At 75.7% G+C, this 15,065-nt stretch carries 15 protein-coding genes; 4 read left to right on the forward strand and 11 right to left on the reverse strand.

The genetic code is table 11. The features are described 5' to 3' along the window. Positions 1 to 174: 174 nt before the first annotated feature. Positions 175 to 1,614: a dihydrolipoyl dehydrogenase family protein gene (locus LC193_RS02890; RefSeq protein ID WP_226071144.1), complete on the forward strand. Its 1,440-nt coding sequence runs from the start codon at positions 175 to 177 to the stop codon at positions 1,612 to 1,614. Between the two features lie 170 nt (positions 1,615 to 1,784). Then, positions 1,785 to 2,531: a hypothetical protein gene (locus tag LC193_RS02895; protein ID WP_226071153.1), complete on the forward strand. Its 747-nt coding sequence runs from the start codon at positions 1,785 to 1,787 to the stop codon at positions 2,529 to 2,531. A gap of 34 nt (positions 2,532 to 2,565) precedes the next feature. On the opposite strand, the gene LC193_RS28905 is transcribed toward LC193_RS02895, so the two are convergent. The 8 genes from LC193_RS28905 to LC193_RS02935 all read right to left on the reverse strand — a co-directional run bounded on the left by LC193_RS28905 (position 2,566) and on the right by LC193_RS02935 (position 10,947). Next, positions 2,566 to 2,982 carry a hypothetical protein gene (locus LC193_RS28905; RefSeq protein WP_264086252.1) on the reverse strand — a complete coding sequence of 139 codons (417 nt, stop codon included), beginning with the start codon at positions 2,980 to 2,982 and terminating at the stop codon, positions 2,566 to 2,568. Positions 2,983 to 3,132: 150 nt separating this feature from the next. Then, positions 3,133 to 3,954, reverse strand: a complete 822-nt coding sequence (locus tag LC193_RS02905; protein WP_226071156.1) for a MerR family transcriptional regulator — start codon at positions 3,952 to 3,954, stop codon at positions 3,133 to 3,135. 163 nt (positions 3,955 to 4,117) lie between these two features. Then, on the reverse strand, positions 4,118 to 4,642 hold the full coding sequence (locus LC193_RS02910) for a DUF4430 domain-containing protein (RefSeq protein ID WP_226078459.1): 525 nt from the start codon (positions 4,640 to 4,642) through the stop codon (positions 4,118 to 4,120). Between the two features lie 69 nt (positions 4,643 to 4,711). Beyond that, positions 4,712 to 6,247, reverse strand: a complete 1,536-nt coding sequence (locus tag LC193_RS02915; protein WP_226071157.1) for a prenyltransferase/squalene oxidase repeat-containing protein — start codon at positions 6,245 to 6,247, stop codon at positions 4,712 to 4,714. Further along, positions 6,244 to 7,197 (reverse strand): ECF transporter S component, encoded by a 954-nt coding sequence (locus tag LC193_RS02920; protein WP_226071159.1) that lies wholly within the window; start codon positions 7,195 to 7,197, stop codon positions 6,244 to 6,246. Before LC193_RS02920 ends, LC193_RS02915 begins: the two co-directional genes overlap by 4 nt. Then, the gene (locus LC193_RS02925; protein ID WP_318842123.1) at positions 7,194 to 8,816 is read right to left on the reverse strand and encodes an ABC transporter ATP-binding protein; all 1,623 of its coding nucleotides are present in this window, start codon (positions 8,814 to 8,816) and stop codon (positions 7,194 to 7,196) included. Before LC193_RS02925 ends, LC193_RS02920 begins: the two co-directional genes overlap by 4 nt. Continuing rightward, the gene (locus LC193_RS02930) at positions 8,813 to 9,913 is read right to left on the reverse strand and encodes a CbiQ family ECF transporter T component (protein WP_226071161.1); all 1,101 of its coding nucleotides are present in this window, start codon (positions 9,911 to 9,913) and stop codon (positions 8,813 to 8,815) included. Before LC193_RS02930 ends, LC193_RS02925 begins: the two co-directional genes overlap by 4 nt. After that, positions 9,910 to 10,947, reverse strand: coding sequence for a hypothetical protein (locus LC193_RS02935; protein WP_226071163.1), 1,038 nt, complete (start codon positions 10,945 to 10,947; stop codon positions 9,910 to 9,912). Before LC193_RS02935 ends, LC193_RS02930 begins: the two co-directional genes overlap by 4 nt. A 542-nt stretch (positions 10,948 to 11,489) precedes the next feature. Here LC193_RS02935 and LC193_RS02940 point away from each other — a divergent pair. Together LC193_RS02940 and LC193_RS02945 are read left to right on the forward strand one after the other, a co-directional pair. Then, positions 11,490 to 11,867, forward strand: coding sequence for an RNA-binding S4 domain-containing protein (locus tag LC193_RS02940; protein WP_226071165.1), 378 nt, complete (start codon positions 11,490 to 11,492; stop codon positions 11,865 to 11,867). A gap of 440 nt (positions 11,868 to 12,307) precedes the next feature. Further along, positions 12,308 to 13,054, forward strand: a complete 747-nt coding sequence (locus tag LC193_RS02945; protein ID WP_226071168.1) for a phosphotransferase family protein — start codon at positions 12,308 to 12,310, stop codon at positions 13,052 to 13,054. Between the two features lie 254 nt (positions 13,055 to 13,308). Here LC193_RS02945 and LC193_RS02950 read toward each other — a convergent pair whose 3' ends face one another. The 3 genes from LC193_RS02950 to LC193_RS02960 form a co-directional block, all read right to left on the reverse strand. Beyond that, positions 13,309 to 13,620, reverse strand: coding sequence for a GNAT family N-acetyltransferase (locus LC193_RS02950; RefSeq protein ID WP_226071170.1), 312 nt, complete (start codon positions 13,618 to 13,620; stop codon positions 13,309 to 13,311). A gap of 104 nt (positions 13,621 to 13,724) precedes the next feature. Continuing rightward, positions 13,725 to 14,339: a DUF305 domain-containing protein gene (locus tag LC193_RS02955; RefSeq protein ID WP_226071178.1), complete on the reverse strand. Its 615-nt coding sequence runs from the start codon at positions 14,337 to 14,339 to the stop codon at positions 13,725 to 13,727. Beyond that, positions 14,336 to 14,992: a DUF3105 domain-containing protein gene (locus LC193_RS02960; protein WP_226071180.1), complete on the reverse strand. Its 657-nt coding sequence runs from the start codon at positions 14,990 to 14,992 to the stop codon at positions 14,336 to 14,338. The genes LC193_RS02955 and LC193_RS02960 overlap by 4 nt, the downstream gene beginning before the upstream one ends. Between the last annotated feature and the right edge of the window lie 73 nt (positions 14,993 to 15,065).

Here is a 15,065-nt window from a genome sequence, read left to right on the forward strand (position 1 = left end):
GCCCGATGCCCAGAAGCTACTGCCACGGCCGCGATCCCGCCACGTGTCCGCGCCAGTTCACGCGAAAGCTCATCGGGCGGGGGCGACGGCACGCCGCGCGGGCGCGACGGCTCGACCGGCCTACGGTGGGAAAACGGTCAAGGCCAGTCCACGGTTCCCCGAAGGAGCGCCTTCATGAGCGACACCACCGAGTACGACGTCATCGTCATCGGCGCAGGTCCGACCGGCGAGAACGTGGCCGACCGGGCCCGCGCCGCCGGCCTGTCGGCCGCCATCGTCGAACGCGACCTGGTCGGCGGCGACTGCTCGTACTGGGCGTGCATTCCCAGCAAGGCCCTGCTGCGCCCGTCGGCGGCGCTCGACGCCGCCCGCGCCGTCGCCGGGGCGCGCGAGGCGGTCACCGGCCGACTGGCCGCGGCGGCGGTGCTGGCCAGGCGCGACACGTTCGTCTCCGGCTGGAACGACGAGGGGCAGGTGTCGTGGCTTGAGTCCGCCGGCATCGACCTGATCCGCGGGCACGGCCGCCTCGACGGCCCGCGCCGGGTGGCGGTGGAGACCTCGGGGGGCGGGGTCCGCCGGCTCCTCGCGCGCCACGCCGTGGTCCTGGCCCCCGGCAGCGCGGCGGTCGTGCCGCGGCTGCCCGGTGTCGCGGAGGCGCGCCCGTGGACCAGCCGCGAGGCGACGAGCGCCACCGAGGTGCCGGACCGGCTGGCCGTGGTGGGCGGCGGCGTGGTGGGCGTGGAGATGGCCGCCGCCTGGGCGGCCCTGGGCTCACGGGTCACGCTGCTCATGCGCGGGGAACGCGCGCTGCCGCGCATGGAGCCGTTCGCCGGCGAACTCGTCACCGAGGGGCTTGAGCGGCGCGGCGCAACGGTACGCGCCGGGGTGTCCGTGACGGGCCTGGTGCGGCCCGGCGGCTCGGGGCCCGTGACGCTGTCGCTCGACCCCGGCGGGGAGGCGGCACTTGAGGTGGACGAGGTGCTGTTCGCCACGGGCCGGCGCCCGCTGACGGACGACATCGGCCTCGCGAGCGTGGGCCTCGAACCGGGCTCGTGGCTCGATGTGGACGACGCCCTGCGGGTCCGGGGCGTCGAGGGCGACTGGCTGTACTGCGTGGGCGACGCGAACCACCGGGCGCTGCTCACCCACCAGGGCAAGTACCAGGCGCGCGTCGCCGGCGCGGTGATCGCGGCGCGCGCGGCGGGCGACGCGGTGGACGGCGCGGCCTGGGGGCCGCACGCGGCGACGGCCGACACGGCGGCGGTGACGCAGGTGGTGTTCACCGAGCCCGAGGTGGCCTCGGTCGGCCTCACCGCGGCGGACGCGGAGCGGGCCGGGCGGCGCACGCGCGTGGTGGACTACGACCTGGGCGACGTGGCGGGGGCCTCGTTGTTCGCCGACGGGTACACCGGCCGGGCCAGGATGGTGGTGGACCTGGACCGGGGCCACCTGATCGGGGCCACGTTCGTCGGGCCGCAGGCGGGCGAGCTGCTGCACGCGGCGACGATCGCGGTGGCCGGCGAAGTGCCCGTGGAGCGGCTGTGGCACGCGGTCCCCGCGTTCCCCACGATCAGCGAGGTCTGGCTCCGGCTGCTCGAAACCCTCCGCGGCTGACCCGCGGTCCCGGGGGACGGAAAACGGCGTGCCCCCGCCGTCCCCCGGGCACTAGCATGCCCGCCGTGAGGTGATCTCCCGGTGGCCGCCGCGCGCGGCCACGCGACGTCGGACCTGTACCTTCACCGCGGCCCCGGGTGCCGCGGTCGCTTCGACGCGGAGTCATCACCATGCCGTACGACATCTCGTTCGACGCCCTCCTCGACCGGGCGAACGCCGACCCGGCCGTCCTCGGCGTCCTGCTGTCCGGGTCCCGCGTCCACGAGGGGCTGGCGACCGCACGTTCCGACCACGACCTGTGGGTGGTCACCGCCGACGGGGCGCACTCCCCGATCCGCGCGTGGCACGGGTTCCGCTCCGCACGGCTGGACGTGGTCGTGCTGAGCCTGGCCGAGTTCCGCCTGCGCGGGCTGCCGGGCGACGCGCAGTCCTGGAGCCGTTACGCCTTCGTGCACGCGCGCGTGCTGACCGACCGGCTCGGCGGCGGGATCGGCCGCGTCCTGGACCGGAAGCGGACCTTGACCGCGCGGGAGGCGAGCGCTCACGCGGCCGGCCATCTCGACGCCTACGCCAACCAGACCTACCGGTCGATGAAGAACCACCGCGCGGGCCGGGCCGGCCTGGCGCACCTCGACGCGGCCGAGGCCGTGCCGTTCCTGCTGGAGACGCTGTTCGCCCTGCACGCGCGGGTCCGGCCGTACAACTCCTACCTGGAGTGGGAGCTGCGCCACCACCCGCTGGGCGCGCGCGTGTGGGAGGGCGAGCGGCTGCTGCCGCGGCTGCGCCGCGTGGTGGCCGACGGCGACCGGGCGACGCAGCGCGCGCTGTTCGCGGATGTCGAACGGGCCGCCCGCGCGGGCGGCCACGGCGGGGTGCTCGACGCGTGGGGCGCGGATCTCGAACTCATGCGCCCGTAGCCCGTAGGGGTGGACGGGCGCGGAACGGCCGCCCTCAGCCCGCCGGCCCGCCGCCCGGCAGGTACCTCTCGCACATCTGCCTCAGGAAGTCGTCCCACGTCTCGTCGCCGACCGCGCAGTCCCCGGGGCGCGGGAGGGGCGGCGCGGTCGGCGCCGCCCCGGGCCCGTCCGGCTCCTCGGCGGCGGGCGCGCGGGGCGCGGGGGCGGGCGGAGGCGGCGAGGGCGCGGGCTCCGGCGCGGGCGGCGGCGACGGCCTGGTCAGGCCCTCGCGCGGCGAGGGCTCGGTCCACCCCGCGTCCGGTTCCGGGGCGGGCGGCACGGCGTCCTCGCGCACGAGTGCCGGCCCCGGCCCGCCGCCGTCGGGCGGCGGCGGGCCCTCGGCGCCGCAGCCGGTGGCCGCCAGCAGGGCGGTCAGGGCCGCGGCGGGCAACGACCATGGGGATGTGGGCATTTCGTGGTCCCTCCGGGCTGTCCTGGCGTGCCGGACACTCTCCCAGACCCGGCCGCCGCCCGGTGCCCGGCGACGAGGGCCCGCCCCGGCCCGTTGCCCGCCGGGACGGGACGGGACGCCGCCCGGTGCGCGGCGGCCCGTCCGCTCGGATCAGGCCATGGTCACCGGGGCCTGCAACTCCGTCACCCAGTCCTCCCGGTCCTCGGGGCACTCCAGGGTCACCTCGCGCGGGTACCCGGCGGGCCGGTGCCCGCCCGCGTCGATCCAGCGGGCCAGGGCCTGCGCGGTGGGGAGCACGGCGTCCATCGAGCCGCGGTGCACGATGGTCGCCGCCCGGTCGACGGCCGGGAGGTCCAGGACGCGGAAGGCACCGTCCCGGAGCGGCGCGGAGACCTGGACGGCGGCGTGGACTCTGATCCTGCCGCCGCCCTCGGGGGCGTCCTCGTAGTACGCGATTCCGGGCCCCGTCGGCGCGATGCCCGCGGCGTCCAGGTGCCGGAACAGCTCGTCGTAGAGCGGCCCGATGACCGGGCCGATGTCCTCGGGCTCGAAACTCGGTGCGATGGCGGTCAGTTCCGCCACGCGGACGGCGGGAACGCGTTTGACGACGACGTCGTTGGTGGGCATCTGCCCCTCGCTCTCGATCGCTCGGAGTCTCGCCTCGACCTGGAGCAGCCGCGCGCTCGCGGCGGCCATGGCGGTTTCCAGCTCGGCCCGTCGCAGCCGCAGCATGCCGCGCAGCTCCTCCGCGCCGACCTTCTCGTCCACGACGTCACGGACCTGCCTGAGCGTGAACCCGAGGTCCTTGAGCGCGATGATCCGGTTGAGGCGGGCGAGCTGCGCGGCGGTGTAGTAGCGGTAACCGCTCGCGGGGTCGACGTGGGCCGGGCGCAGCAGACCGGTCGCGTCGTAGTGACGCAGCATCCGGACCGACACGCGGCCGTGCCTGGCGAAGTCTCCGATGGTGAACATGGTGTCTCCGAGCCGACCGCCTGACACGGTGTGAGGGTCAAGAACCGGGGGCGCCGCCGGATGGGTCGGCCCCGGCGGGACGTTACCCGAGGCGCGGGCCAGGGCGGGGGGCGCCGCCGGCGGGCGGGCGAACGGGGAAGGGCCGTTCGCCCGCCCGCGTGCCTCACCCCACCTCGGTCCAGGTGAACGCGACGTCGTCGCCCTCTTCGAGGAGGAACTGGCAGCCGCCGACCGGCGTCTCGACACCGTTGACGGTGATCAGGTAGAAGAAGTCGGCGTTCTGGGAGTAGCCGTCTATCTCGGTGACCAGGTAGTCGTCGAACGACGCGTACCAGACGCCGTCCCAGTCGAACCCGTCGGCCGCCGCCGCGTCGTCGAGCGCCGCGGTGGGCGTGGCGCCCGGCGCGGGGTTGGCACCGCCGTTGGTGCCGTCGCACAGGTGGTCGCCGCCGGTCAGCGGGCTGACGATGTGGCCGTCGGTGCTGATCGCGTCGTCGTAGATGACGCCGTTGGGACCGGTGAGGGTGAGGTTGACCGTCACCGGCGCCGCGGCCGTCGCGGGAGCCGCGGTGGCCGGCGCGGCGGCGGCGAGGACGGCCAGCGCGGCGGCCGTGGTGACGGCGGCGCGGCGCGGCGGGCCCGCGAGCGGCGAGCGGCGGGGGTGACGGGGCGCGTGCGTGGGCGTGATGGGCACGGTGCGTTCCCTTCTGAGGTGGACGTGCGCGTGAGGTGGAGGTGCGGGAGGTGCCGACGGCCGTCAGGCCGCCGCGCGGCGCTTGCGGGCGATCAGGTAGGCCGCCGCGCCGCTGAACATGAGGGCGATGGCCGCCCAGACGAGTGGCTGGGTGCCGGATGCCCCGGTGCCCGCGAGGCTGCCGTCGGGCGAGAGCCCGCCGGACGCGGTGCCGCCCTGGGCCGCCGCGCCGCCGGTGGCGGTGCCGGGGCCGTCCGTGCCGGATGCCGCGCCCGAGGTCGTGGTGCCGCCGGAGGTGGTGCCGCCGGAGCCGTGGGTCGAGGTGCCGTCCGCCGTGCCGCCGCTCAGGGCGCCGCCCTCGTCCGAGCCGCCCTCGTCCGAGCCGCCGGAGCCGTCCGACGTGCCCTCGGCGCCCGCCTGCGCGCCGCCGGCGCCGGTGTCGCCGCCCTGGTCGCCGCCGCCCTGGTCGCCGCCGCCCTGGTCGCCGCCGCCCTGCTGCCCGCCGTTGTCCTGCCCGCCGTTGTCCTGGCCGCCCTCGTCGGAGCCGCCGGGGCCGCCGGGGCCGCCCGGGGAGCAGTCGGTGGCCACCGTGCCGGGCGCGGCGTCCGCGCCGTCGACGTCGCCCAGCGCCACACCCGCGAGGGCGGGGATGGCCTGGGCGGTCGCGCGCAGTGCCATGCCGTCCGCGACCGGTTCCATGTAGCCGACGGCGCCGCGGTCCGCCGCGGGCGCGTCGCAGCCCGCCTGCATGGTGAGCAGCCAGTCGACGCCCTCGGCGGCGGCCTGCTGCCTGCCGCCGGCGGCCAGGGCCTGGACGGCGAGCGCGGTGGAGTTGGAGTTCGGGGCGCTCCTGGCGTTGTAGCCGAAGCCGCCGTTGTCCTGCTGCTGCCCTTCGAGCCAGTCGAGGCCGGGTTCGGCGTCGGCGGTGCGGCCCACGGCGAGCAGGGCCTGCACGGCCATGCCGGTGCTGTCGGTGTCGGAGGTGCAGCGGTCGGGGTTGCGGCGCAGGGACAGCGGGTAGCCGCCGTCGGCGCAGCGCGTGGAGGAGAGGAACGCGACGGCGCTGTCCGGCACGTCGCCCGTGCGGTCGAGCGCGAGGACGGCGAGGGTCTGGGTGAACTGGTTGGACATGTCGCCGGCCGGGCCCGCGTCGCTGAACCTGCCGGTCTCCTGGAGCGTGCCGAGCAGCGTGGCGGTCAGGTCCTCGCCGCCGAAGTCGGCGGGGTCGCGGTGCTGGACGGAGGCGACCAGGGCGAGTTTGGCGACGCCGCCGGCGAAGACGGTGCCCTCGTCACCGCGGGTGATGTACGCGGCGGCCTGCTCGGCGAGCCAGTCCGTCGCGCGTTCCGAGACCTCGCCGGCCGTGCCGGTCGAGGCCAGGCCGAGCACGATGTCGGCGGTCAGGCCGTGGTCGCCCGAGGCATGGGTGCCGTCGGTGAGCTGGGTGGTGGCCCAGGTGGCGGCTGCCGCCGCCGGATCGGCGAACCCGGTGCCGTTGTCCGCGTGGGAGGCGCCACCGGGGAGGAGCAGGGCGGCGGTCAGGGCCACCGGGATCAACGCCGCGGCGCGGCGCGGGAGTCTCTTCGTCCGCAGGGTCATGGGCTGAGTGCTCTTTCCTCGTCGGTCGGTCCGTGGACGGCGCAGGCGCGGGGTCCTGGCCCGGCGTCGGACGCGGGCCCCGCCGGTCCCGGGTCCGTTCCCGGGCCAGGGGCGGTGCCCGCGGGCGCGGCGGTGAAGGTGACGGGCGCGTCGAAGGCGGCCCTGCGGGCGGCGCGGCGCAGGGTGATCAGCACGGCGGGGCCGAGCGCGCAGATCGCGACGGCGTTGGTCACGGCCCTGCCGGTGTCCCAGCCGAAGGTCGAGGTGGCCAGGGTGTAGAGGACGAAGGTGCGCAGGTTCTCCAGCGGCCCGGCCTCGGGGTCGATGGACAGCTGGGTGTCGGGGCCGGTCGCGAAGGGCCAGAACCACAGGTTCATCACGAAGCCGAACGCGTAGGCGGCGAGGACCCCGTACGCCGCCAGCAGCGCGATCTCGGCCCGGCCGGTGAGCCGGCGCGGCAGCAGCCCGGCGCCGAGGCCGACCCAGCCGGCGGCCATCATCTGGAACGGCAGCCACGGGCCGACGCCCGCGGTCAGCAGCGCGGAGGCGAACAGGGAGATGGCGCCGAGCGCGTAGCCGAAGCCGGGGCCGAACACCCGCCCGGCCAGGATCAGCAGGAAGAAGACGGTCTCGATGCCGGCCGTTCCGGCGCCGAGCGGGCGCAGGGCGGCGTTGACCGCTGCCAGCACGCCGAGCAGCGCGAGGGTCTTGGGGTCGATGCCGCCCTCGGAGATCTCCGCGAGCACGAGCGCGAGGACCACCGGGAGCAGCAGCACGAACAGCAGCGGCGCGTGGCCCGCGTGCGCCGTCGCCTCGGGTTCCGGCGGGGCGATCAGCGGCCAGCAGAACATGGCGAGGCCGATCAGCCCGGCCAGCGCGAGCACGACGGCGGCCCGCGGCCCGACCCGCAACGCGGTGGTCCGCTGGGGCAGTTCGGGGGGCGGGGTCACGGTGCCACCTCCGCTCCCGCGAGGGCGCGCGCGACCTGCCGCGGCGTCAGCCACGGCTCGGGGCGCAGCACCTTGGCTACCTGCGGCGCGAACGAGGGCGAGGAGCAGACGACTTCGGCCGTCGGGCCGTCCGCGACGAGGTCGCCGTCGGCGAGCACGGCGACGCGGTCGGCGGTGGCCGCGACGAACTCGACGTCGTGCGTGGCGATCAGCACCGAGCCGCCCTCGTCCGCGAGGTCGCGCACGATGCGGCCGAACGCGCGCTTCGCGTGGTAGTCGAGGCCGCGGGTCGGCTCGTCGAGCAGCATCACGCGGGGCGCGGCGGTGAGTTGGACGGCGAGTACCAGCGCGAGGCGCTGTCCCTCGGACAGATCGCGCGGGTGCTGTGCGCCGCGCACGCCCGGCGCGAGCCGGTCGAGCAGTGCGCGGCAGGTGCCCGCCGCGGCCTCTGACTCGCGATCGGCCTGGGCGCACTCGGCGTCCACGGTCTGGAGGTAGAGGAGGTCGGCGGCGGACTGCGGCACCAGGCCCACCAGGGCCCGCGCCTCGTGCGGCGGAAGGTCGCCCGGGTCGCTGCCGGCCACCTCGACCGTTCCCGAGCGGCGCGGGCCCGAGCCCTGGAGCGCCCACAGCAGCGAGGACTTGCCCGATCCGTTGCGGCCCATGAGCGCGGTGACCTCGCCAGGACGCAGCGCCAGGTCGACCTCGCGGACGGCGACGGCGGCGCCGTAGGCGACGGTGACGCGGCGCGCGTCGAGCGCGGGCGCGCCGGTGGCCGCGGGGCGCGGCGGCGCGGCCGGCCGGCGGCCCGCCAGCCGCTCGCGCAGCGCGGGCGCGTGCCTGCGGGCGTCGCGCACGGACAGCGGCGGCGGCTGCCAGCCGGCGATCCGGCCGAGTTCGACGACGGGCGGGGCGACGTCGCAGGCGCCGATCAGGTCGGCGGGCGGCCCGTTCCTGACCGTGCCGTCGCCCGGCAGGTGGAGCAGCCGGTCGGCGTACTGGAGGACGCGTTCCATGCGGTGCTCGGCGATCAGCACGGTCGTGCCGAGGTCGTGCACCAGGCGCAGCACGGCGGACAGGACGTCCTCGGCGGCGGCCGGGTCGAGGGCCGAGGTGGGCTCGTCCAGGACGAGGACGGCCGGGTGGGCGGTGAGCACGGCGCCGATGGCGACGCGCTGCTGCTGGCCGCCGGAGAGGGTGCGCAGGGCGCGGTGCCTGAGGTCGGCGATGCCGAGCAGGTCGAGCGTTTCCTCGACGCGTTTGCGCATCGTTTTCGGTCCGATGGCCAACTGCTCCATCCCGTAGGCCAGTTCCTCCTCGACCGTGTCGGTGACGAAGCCGGCGAGCGGGTCCTGGCCGACGACGCCGACGAGGTGGGCGAACTCCTGCGGGGAACGGCTCTGCGTGCTGTGGCCGGCCACGGTCACGCGGCCGGAGAGCCGGCCGCCGGTGAAGCGGGGCACCAGGCCGTTGACGGCGCCGAGCAGGGTGGACTTGCCGACGCCCGTGCGGCCGGCGACCAGGCACAGCTCGCCCTCGGGGATGTGCAGCGAGACGCCGGAGAACGCGGGGCGCGGCGCGCCGTGGTAGGTGAAGCCGACCTGGTCGAAGACGATCACGCGACGGCCTCCCTCGGCCGCGGCAGCGGCGGTGGCGGGGCGAGATGGGCGGGGAGCAGGCCGGCCAGCACGGCGAGCACGGGGAGCGCGGGCACCTCGGGCCAGGCCAGCGGGGTCAGGGAGGGGTAGAGGTCGGCCGGATCGACGCGCGTGGAGAGGTACATGAGGGCGGCGGCGGCCAGTCCCGAGCCCGCGGTGACCAGTTCACCGGCGCGCCACCGGTCGGGGCGGTAGCTGCTGCGGCGCACGCGGCGCCCGCCGAGGACGAGCCCGGCGACGGCCGCGCCGGTGCCGGCCAGCAGCAGCGGCAGGCCGAGGTGGCGCGGCGCGGAGGAGTCGAGGACCCCGTACAGGCCGGCGGCGATGCCGAGCAGGCCGCCGATGACCAGCACGCCGACGACCAGGCGCGCCCGCGGCGGCGCGTCGCCGGTGCGGCCGTAGCCGCGCGAGGCCATGGCGGCGGCCAGCGCGAGCGAACGGCTCAGGGCGTCCTCCAGCACCGGGATGAGGATGCCGCGCAGCGCCCGGCGGCCCTTGTCCTTGGCCCCGCGCAACCGGCGGGCGCGGCGCACCCGCCCGACGCTCTCGACGAGTTGGGGCGCGACGCTCAGGGCGACGACGACGGAGGTGCCGACCTCGTACAGCGCGCCGGGCACGGCCTTGAGCACGCGCTTCGGGTTGGCCAGGGCGTTGGCCGCCCCGAGGCAGATGACCATGGTGGCCAGTTGGAGTCCGTCGTAGAAGCCGCCGAGCACCTCCTCGGCGGCGACGGGGCCGAGCAGGCGGATGCCCGCCGCCGCGTCGGGCAGCGGGATCTCCGGCAGCGTGAACAGGATGGTCTCGCCCCGGCCGCCGCCGAAGACGACGCGGAACAGCACGCGCATCACGACGATCACGGCGCCGAAGACCAGGTACATGCGGAACGACAGGGCCCACGGCGCGTCCGTGCGGCGCCGCACGACGACGTACCCGGCGACCGCGAGCAGCAGGGCGAGCAGCAGGGGGTTGGTGGTGCGGCTCGCCGCGACGGCGAGCCCCAGGGCCCACAGCCACCACGCGCCGGGGTGGAGGGCGCGGGGCAGCGGCCCGCCGGTCAACGCTCGCCGCCGGGCGCCGCCGCGCGCCGCCTGCGCCAGGCGGCGAAGCCGCCGGCCGCGACCAGCGCGGCCAGCAGGCCGAGCGCGGCGACCGTGGAGGCGGAGGGCCCCGAGGAGGCGGGGGCGTCGGCCCGGTCCCGCGCGAACTCCTCGTCCTGGCCCGACCATTCGGCCGCCTCGGTCGGCGCGGGCCCTGGCGGCTCGGTGGTCGCGGTGTCCTCGGGGCGGCCGGTGTCCTCGGCCTCCCGGTCCTCCGCCGGCTGTTCCGTTTCCCCGGTGCCTTCGGCCGGCGGGGTGGCCGGGTCCGGCGCGCGGAGGTCCTGGCCGGGGCCCGGGTCCTGGTCCGGCGCCCGGGGCGCGTCCGGGCCGGGCGGCGCGTCGGGCGGCGGCACCGCGCCCCCGGGACCGCCGTTGCCCGAGGAACCGCCGGGGGCGCGGGGGCTGTCCTGGCCACCGGGACCGCCGGGGTCGCCGGGACCACCCGGGCCGCCGGGACCACCCGGGCCGCCGGGGGCGTCGTCGTCCGTCGCGGGGCGCACCGGTGGGACACCGGGTGGCGGCGCCGTGTCGCCCTCGCGGTCCAGGGAGAACGACCAGCCCTCGAAACTGCCCTCGGGCGGCGTCCTGTAGGTCGCGCCGCGCTGGCTGTAGGTCCACTCCCCGCCGTTGGGCGCGTGCCAGTACGACCAGTAGGCGGAGGCGGGCGGGGTGTCGACGCAGGGCTCGGCGTCCGGCCCCGGACGGTCGTTGATGCGGCAGATGAACGAGTCGCCCCACCGGTTGGTGCCCGCGACCTCGAACCCCGCGCCGCGCAGCGCGTCGAGGCCGTCCGCCGCGCCGCCGGGCGCGCAGCGCACGACCCGGCCGCCGCCGAGTTCGCGGAAGTCCACGACCACGGTGACGCCCGAGTCGCCGGGGCAGAAGCCGGGGGTGCCGGCCGCGGGCCTGGCGGCGAGCGCCGTGCCGGGCAGCAGCACGGGGAGAAGGGCGAGCAGCACGCCGGCAACGGCGGCTCGCAGTCCGGCGCGGGGCATCGCGTACCTTTCGGTGCGGCGGCGCGAGCGCCCGGCGCGGCCGGGACCGGCATGCGAAAACCCCTGGCGCGTTCGGTGAAGGGAACGGCAGGGGCCGACGGGCCGGTTGGCCGAGGGCTCCACGCTGCGAACCATGACAGTGGGAGGCGGTCTCACATGCGGCGCGAGCGATCCGACTCACGGCGCCCCCGGCGCCGTTCACGGTTGCAGGTCAGTGCCGGATTCCCACCGGCTTCCCTCGGCCACACGCGTGTGCAGTTGTCGATCCGCCGTGCGACGGAACCCGCTCAGGATACGGCCCGGCACGGCCTCGCCGCCAGGCCCCGTCGGCCAACTCCGTTGGGCAGAGACGGACTTCGGCCGCGAACGCGACCCCACGCGGTGCCTCTCGGAAGCACCCCGCAGCGCGGTTCCCCCTGGTCGGCGGGCACCGGACCCGGGCCGGACGGCGTCGCCCTCCTCCCCGGCACGCACGCGCCCGCTGACCGGTGCCACCGGTACTCGCCCGACGGAGTCGGGGAACACCGCTTAGAGTCGGAGCCATGGGTGAGGACACGACGAGCGTGCGGGTCGACGCGTGGATCTGGGCGGTGCGGCTGGCCAAGACCCGTTCCGCCGCCGCCGCGGCGTGCCGGGCCGGGCACGTGCGGGTCAACGGCGAGCGCGCCAAGCCGGCGCAGGCCCTGCGGCCGGGCGACGAGGTGCGCGTGCGGCAGCCGGGCAGGGAGCGGATCGTCGTGGTGTCCAAGCTGCTGCGCAAGCGAGTGGGCGCCGCGGTCGCCGCCGAGTGCTTCGTCGACAACAGCCCTCCCCCGCCGCCCCGCGAGCTGACCGTGGCGGTGCCGGTGCGCGACCGCGGCGCGGGCCGGCCGACCAAGCGCGAGCGGCGCGACATGGAACGGCTGCGCGGCCGGCCGTGACGGAGTCGTTGACCGGACCACAGGAGGACACGCCGGGGAGACGCGTATCCCCTGCCTGGCCTGGTCGGTAGACCTCGCGCACCTCGAACGGTGAAGAAGCGCACAGGTGTCGTTGGACGAGGCGACTCGTGATGTCCGGTCGATCCGCCTGCCCCGGTGGAGCGTGTGGCGGCTGTCGAAAGTGTCGTGCCGTGGCCGGTCCCATCACCCGGACGTCGGCAGGGACAAACGATGCAGTCCTGGAAGCGACTCCGAGCCGTACCACCTCCGCCATGCCGTCTCCGGCTCCAAAAGACGTGTCTTTCGACTTCAGTGGACTCGACCTGGTCAGCGGTCGGTGTCGGGCGTGAGGCCGCTGGGCAGCGGGACGCGGGCAGCCGCGCAATCGCACGCGATAAATCCGGTGCCGTCGGCGATCGTCCCCGGGATACTGGTCGCCCATGGATGAGGTCGAAGTCGTCGTCGCTCATTCCGAGCGCGCGACTCTGCGCGTCGGCGATGTGTTCCTGAAGGTGGACGCCGATCAGGCGCGCATCGACGTCGAGGTCGAGGCGATGGCCCTGGTGCCGGTCCCGACCCCGGAGGTCCTGTGGCGCAAGCCGCCGGTGCTCGCGATCGCCGCACTCCCAGGGACGGCGCTCGGCCGCCTCGGTGAGCCGTCGACCGCGTCCCCGGCGGCGTGGGCCGCGGCGGGTGCCGCCATCCGGAAGGTGCACGAGGCGCCGTTGCCGCCCTGGCCCGGTCGGCGCCGACGGAATCCCGACGAGTGGGCGGCGGATCTCGACGGCGAGTGCGAGTCGCTCGTGGCGAACGGCGTCCTGCCCGCCGACCTTGTCACCCGCAACCGCCAGGTCGCCGAGGCCGCGCTCCGGCCGTGGACTCCGGTGTTCACGCACGGCGACTTGCAGATCACTCACGTGTTCGTCGACGGCGACGAGGTCACGGGCATCATCGACTGGTCCGAGGCGGGCCAGGGTGATGCCCTGTTCGACCTCGCCATCCTGACGCTCGGACACGAGGAGCACCTGGGTGACGTCGTCGCCGGCTATGGCGCGGACGTCGACCTCGACGTGATCCGCGCGTGGTGGTCGTTGCGAAGCCTGCTGGCAGTTCGCTGGCTGGTCGAGCACGGTTTCGACCCCTTCGCGCCGGGCTGTGAGGTCGACGTGCTGAGATCCCGGATGTGAGGCGCGAGCCCGACTGCTACGAGAGCCCAACTCCTGGGGCGGAAACTCCCAACGGTCCCGGTGCACGGCACGAACAGGATCCCGCACAGCACCTTGCGACCGTCCAGACGCCTACGGCCCGGGCGCGGTCCTCCTCGTCCCCGACTGGCCCGCACCCCTCTCCGACCAGCATCAACGAGGACTGGCACACCGTCGTTCCCGGAGTTCCGGAAGCCTCATGTCGTTGGGAGTCGTTGGTCCGGAAAAGCCCGTCGTCAGTCGGTGACGCTGCTGTCGGCGCGGTAGGCGAGGTCGTGGTACTCGGGGTGCCGCGCCAGCCAGCCGGAGATGAACGGGCAGGGCGCCAGCACCCGCAGGCCGCGCTCGCGCGCGTCGTCGAGCGCCGCCCTGGCCAGGGCGCTGCCGATGCCGCGGCCCTTGTAGGCCCCGGACACCTCCGTGTGCGGGTACACGGCGAGGTCGGCGGTGCGCATGTAGTCGGCGAAGCCCGCCCGCTCGCCGTCGACCCATGCCTCGAAACGCGAGGCGTCCCGGTTGTCGCGGACGGTGGGCGTCGCACTGCTCATGGTGATCTCCTCACGTGGCCGCGCCGGTGCCCCGGCCCGGGAATCCGGGCCGGGGCGCGAAGCGCCGTGAGGGCCGGGTTACCGGCGCGCGCGATTCGACACGTTCACGCGCCGCGCTCGTCGAGCAGGTCCGCCATGAGCGCGATCTCCGACTCCTGGGCGTCGACCATGCCGGCCGCCAGGCGCGTGATCTCCTCGGTGTCCGCCTGCGCCACCGCCGCCTCCGCCATCTCGACTCCCCCCTGGTGGTGGACGGTCATCAGCTCCAGGTAACGGATCTCCGCGTCGCGCCCCTCCGCGGAACGCAGCGCGGCCAGGTCCTCGTCGCTCGCCATGCCGGGCATGGCACCGCCGCCGGCGTCGGCGGCCGTCCCGTGCCCGTGCCCCGCCATCCACCGCATGGGCTCGTTGGTGCTCTTGGGCAGATCCCACATCTCCAGCCAGCCGAGCATCATGCCCCGCTGGTTGGCCTGGGTGTTGAGGATGTCGTAGGCGAGCAGCCGCACCTCCTCGTCGTCGGTGCGGTCGCGCACGATGAGCGACATCTCGACGGCCTGCTGGTGGTGGACGGCCATGTCCCGGGCGAACCCGGCGTCGGCCGAGTCGTCCCCGGGCGCTTCCGAAGACGACGAGGGCGCCAGTGCGGAGACCGCGATCAGGACGGCCGCGACCAGGCCGGTGAGGCCGCTCGCGGTCACCAGCGCCCGGCGGCCGGTCACTGGTCCATGCCGCCCGTGCAGGCGGCGCCGGGCTCGGGGGTCTGCGGGCCCTGCACGTAGGCGTCGAAGAACTCGCCGACCCGCGGGTCGTCCGCCGTGTCGAGCTGAAGCTGGGCGCCCCACGCGGTGAGCGTGATCGGCGACTCCTGGTCGTTCTTCGGGCTCATCAGCGAGTAGGAGGTGGAGGACACGCGCTCGCTCAGGGTCTCCAGGTCGGCCTCGGCCGCGGACTCGTTGTACGTGACCCAGACCGCGCCGTGTTCGAGGGAGTGCACCGCGTTCTCGTTCGGTATCTCCTCCTCGTAGACGTCGGCGTCGCAGTTCATCCAGACCTGCGAGTGCTCGCCGCCCGCCGGCGGGTTCATCGGGTAGTCGACCGCGGTCTCGACGTGGTCGCGGCTGAGGTCGGACCAGGTCTCGACGCCGGTGATGTCGGCCGGCTCACCGGGCTGGGCCGTGTTGTCGCTGTCGCCGTCGTCGGAGGAGGCGACGATGAAGGCGCCGCCGATGACCAGGGCGACGACGATCGCGACGCTCGCGACGATGGTGAGCAGGCGGTTGCGGCGGTCGCGGGCCCGCTCGCGGCGGCGGGCCTCCTCGATCTTCGCGCGCCGTCCGACAGCGGCGCTTTTCTTGTTCTTCTTGGCAGCCATGGCAACGTCCTCGGCGGAAGGGTGGGGAACGGGGGGCGTCGTGCGCGGGCGCACACGGCGGTGCGCGCCCGGT

Origin of the sequence: Streptomyces marincola (assembly GCF_020410765.1) — a bacterium.
In the GTDB taxonomy this organism is placed as follows: Bacteria; Actinomycetota; Actinomycetes; order Streptomycetales; family Streptomycetaceae; genus Streptomyces; species Streptomyces marincola.

Excerpts from the sequence above, each read along its gene's own strand:
- LC193_RS02890 (WP_226071144.1), top strand. The coding sequence starts at position 175 with ATGAGCGACACCACCGAGTACGACGTCATCGTCATCGGCGCAGGTCCG.
- LC193_RS02895 (WP_226071153.1), top strand. The coding sequence starts at position 1,785 with ATGCCGTACGACATCTCGTTCGACGCCCTCCTCGACCGGGCGAACGCC.
- LC193_RS28905 (WP_264086252.1), bottom strand. The coding sequence starts at position 2,982 with ATGCCCACATCCCCATGGTCGTTGCCCGCCGCGGCCCTGACCGCCCTG.
- LC193_RS02905 (WP_226071156.1), bottom strand. The coding sequence starts at position 3,954 with ATGTTCACCATCGGAGACTTCGCCAGGCACGGCCGCGTGTCGGTCCGG.
- LC193_RS02915 (WP_226071157.1), bottom strand. The coding sequence starts at position 6,247 with ATGACCCTGCGGACGAAGAGACTCCCGCGCCGCGCCGCGGCGTTGATC.
- LC193_RS02935 (WP_226071163.1), bottom strand. The coding sequence starts at position 10,947 with ATGCCCCGCGCCGGACTGCGAGCCGCCGTTGCCGGCGTGCTGCTCGCC.
- LC193_RS02940 (WP_226071165.1), top strand. The coding sequence starts at position 11,490 with ATGGGTGAGGACACGACGAGCGTGCGGGTCGACGCGTGGATCTGGGCG.
- LC193_RS02945 (WP_226071168.1), top strand. The coding sequence starts at position 12,308 with ATGGATGAGGTCGAAGTCGTCGTCGCTCATTCCGAGCGCGCGACTCTG.
- LC193_RS02950 (WP_226071170.1), bottom strand. The coding sequence starts at position 13,620 with ATGAGCAGTGCGACGCCCACCGTCCGCGACAACCGGGACGCCTCGCGT.
- LC193_RS02960 (WP_226071180.1), bottom strand. The coding sequence starts at position 14,992 with ATGGCTGCCAAGAAGAACAAGAAAAGCGCCGCTGTCGGACGGCGCGCG.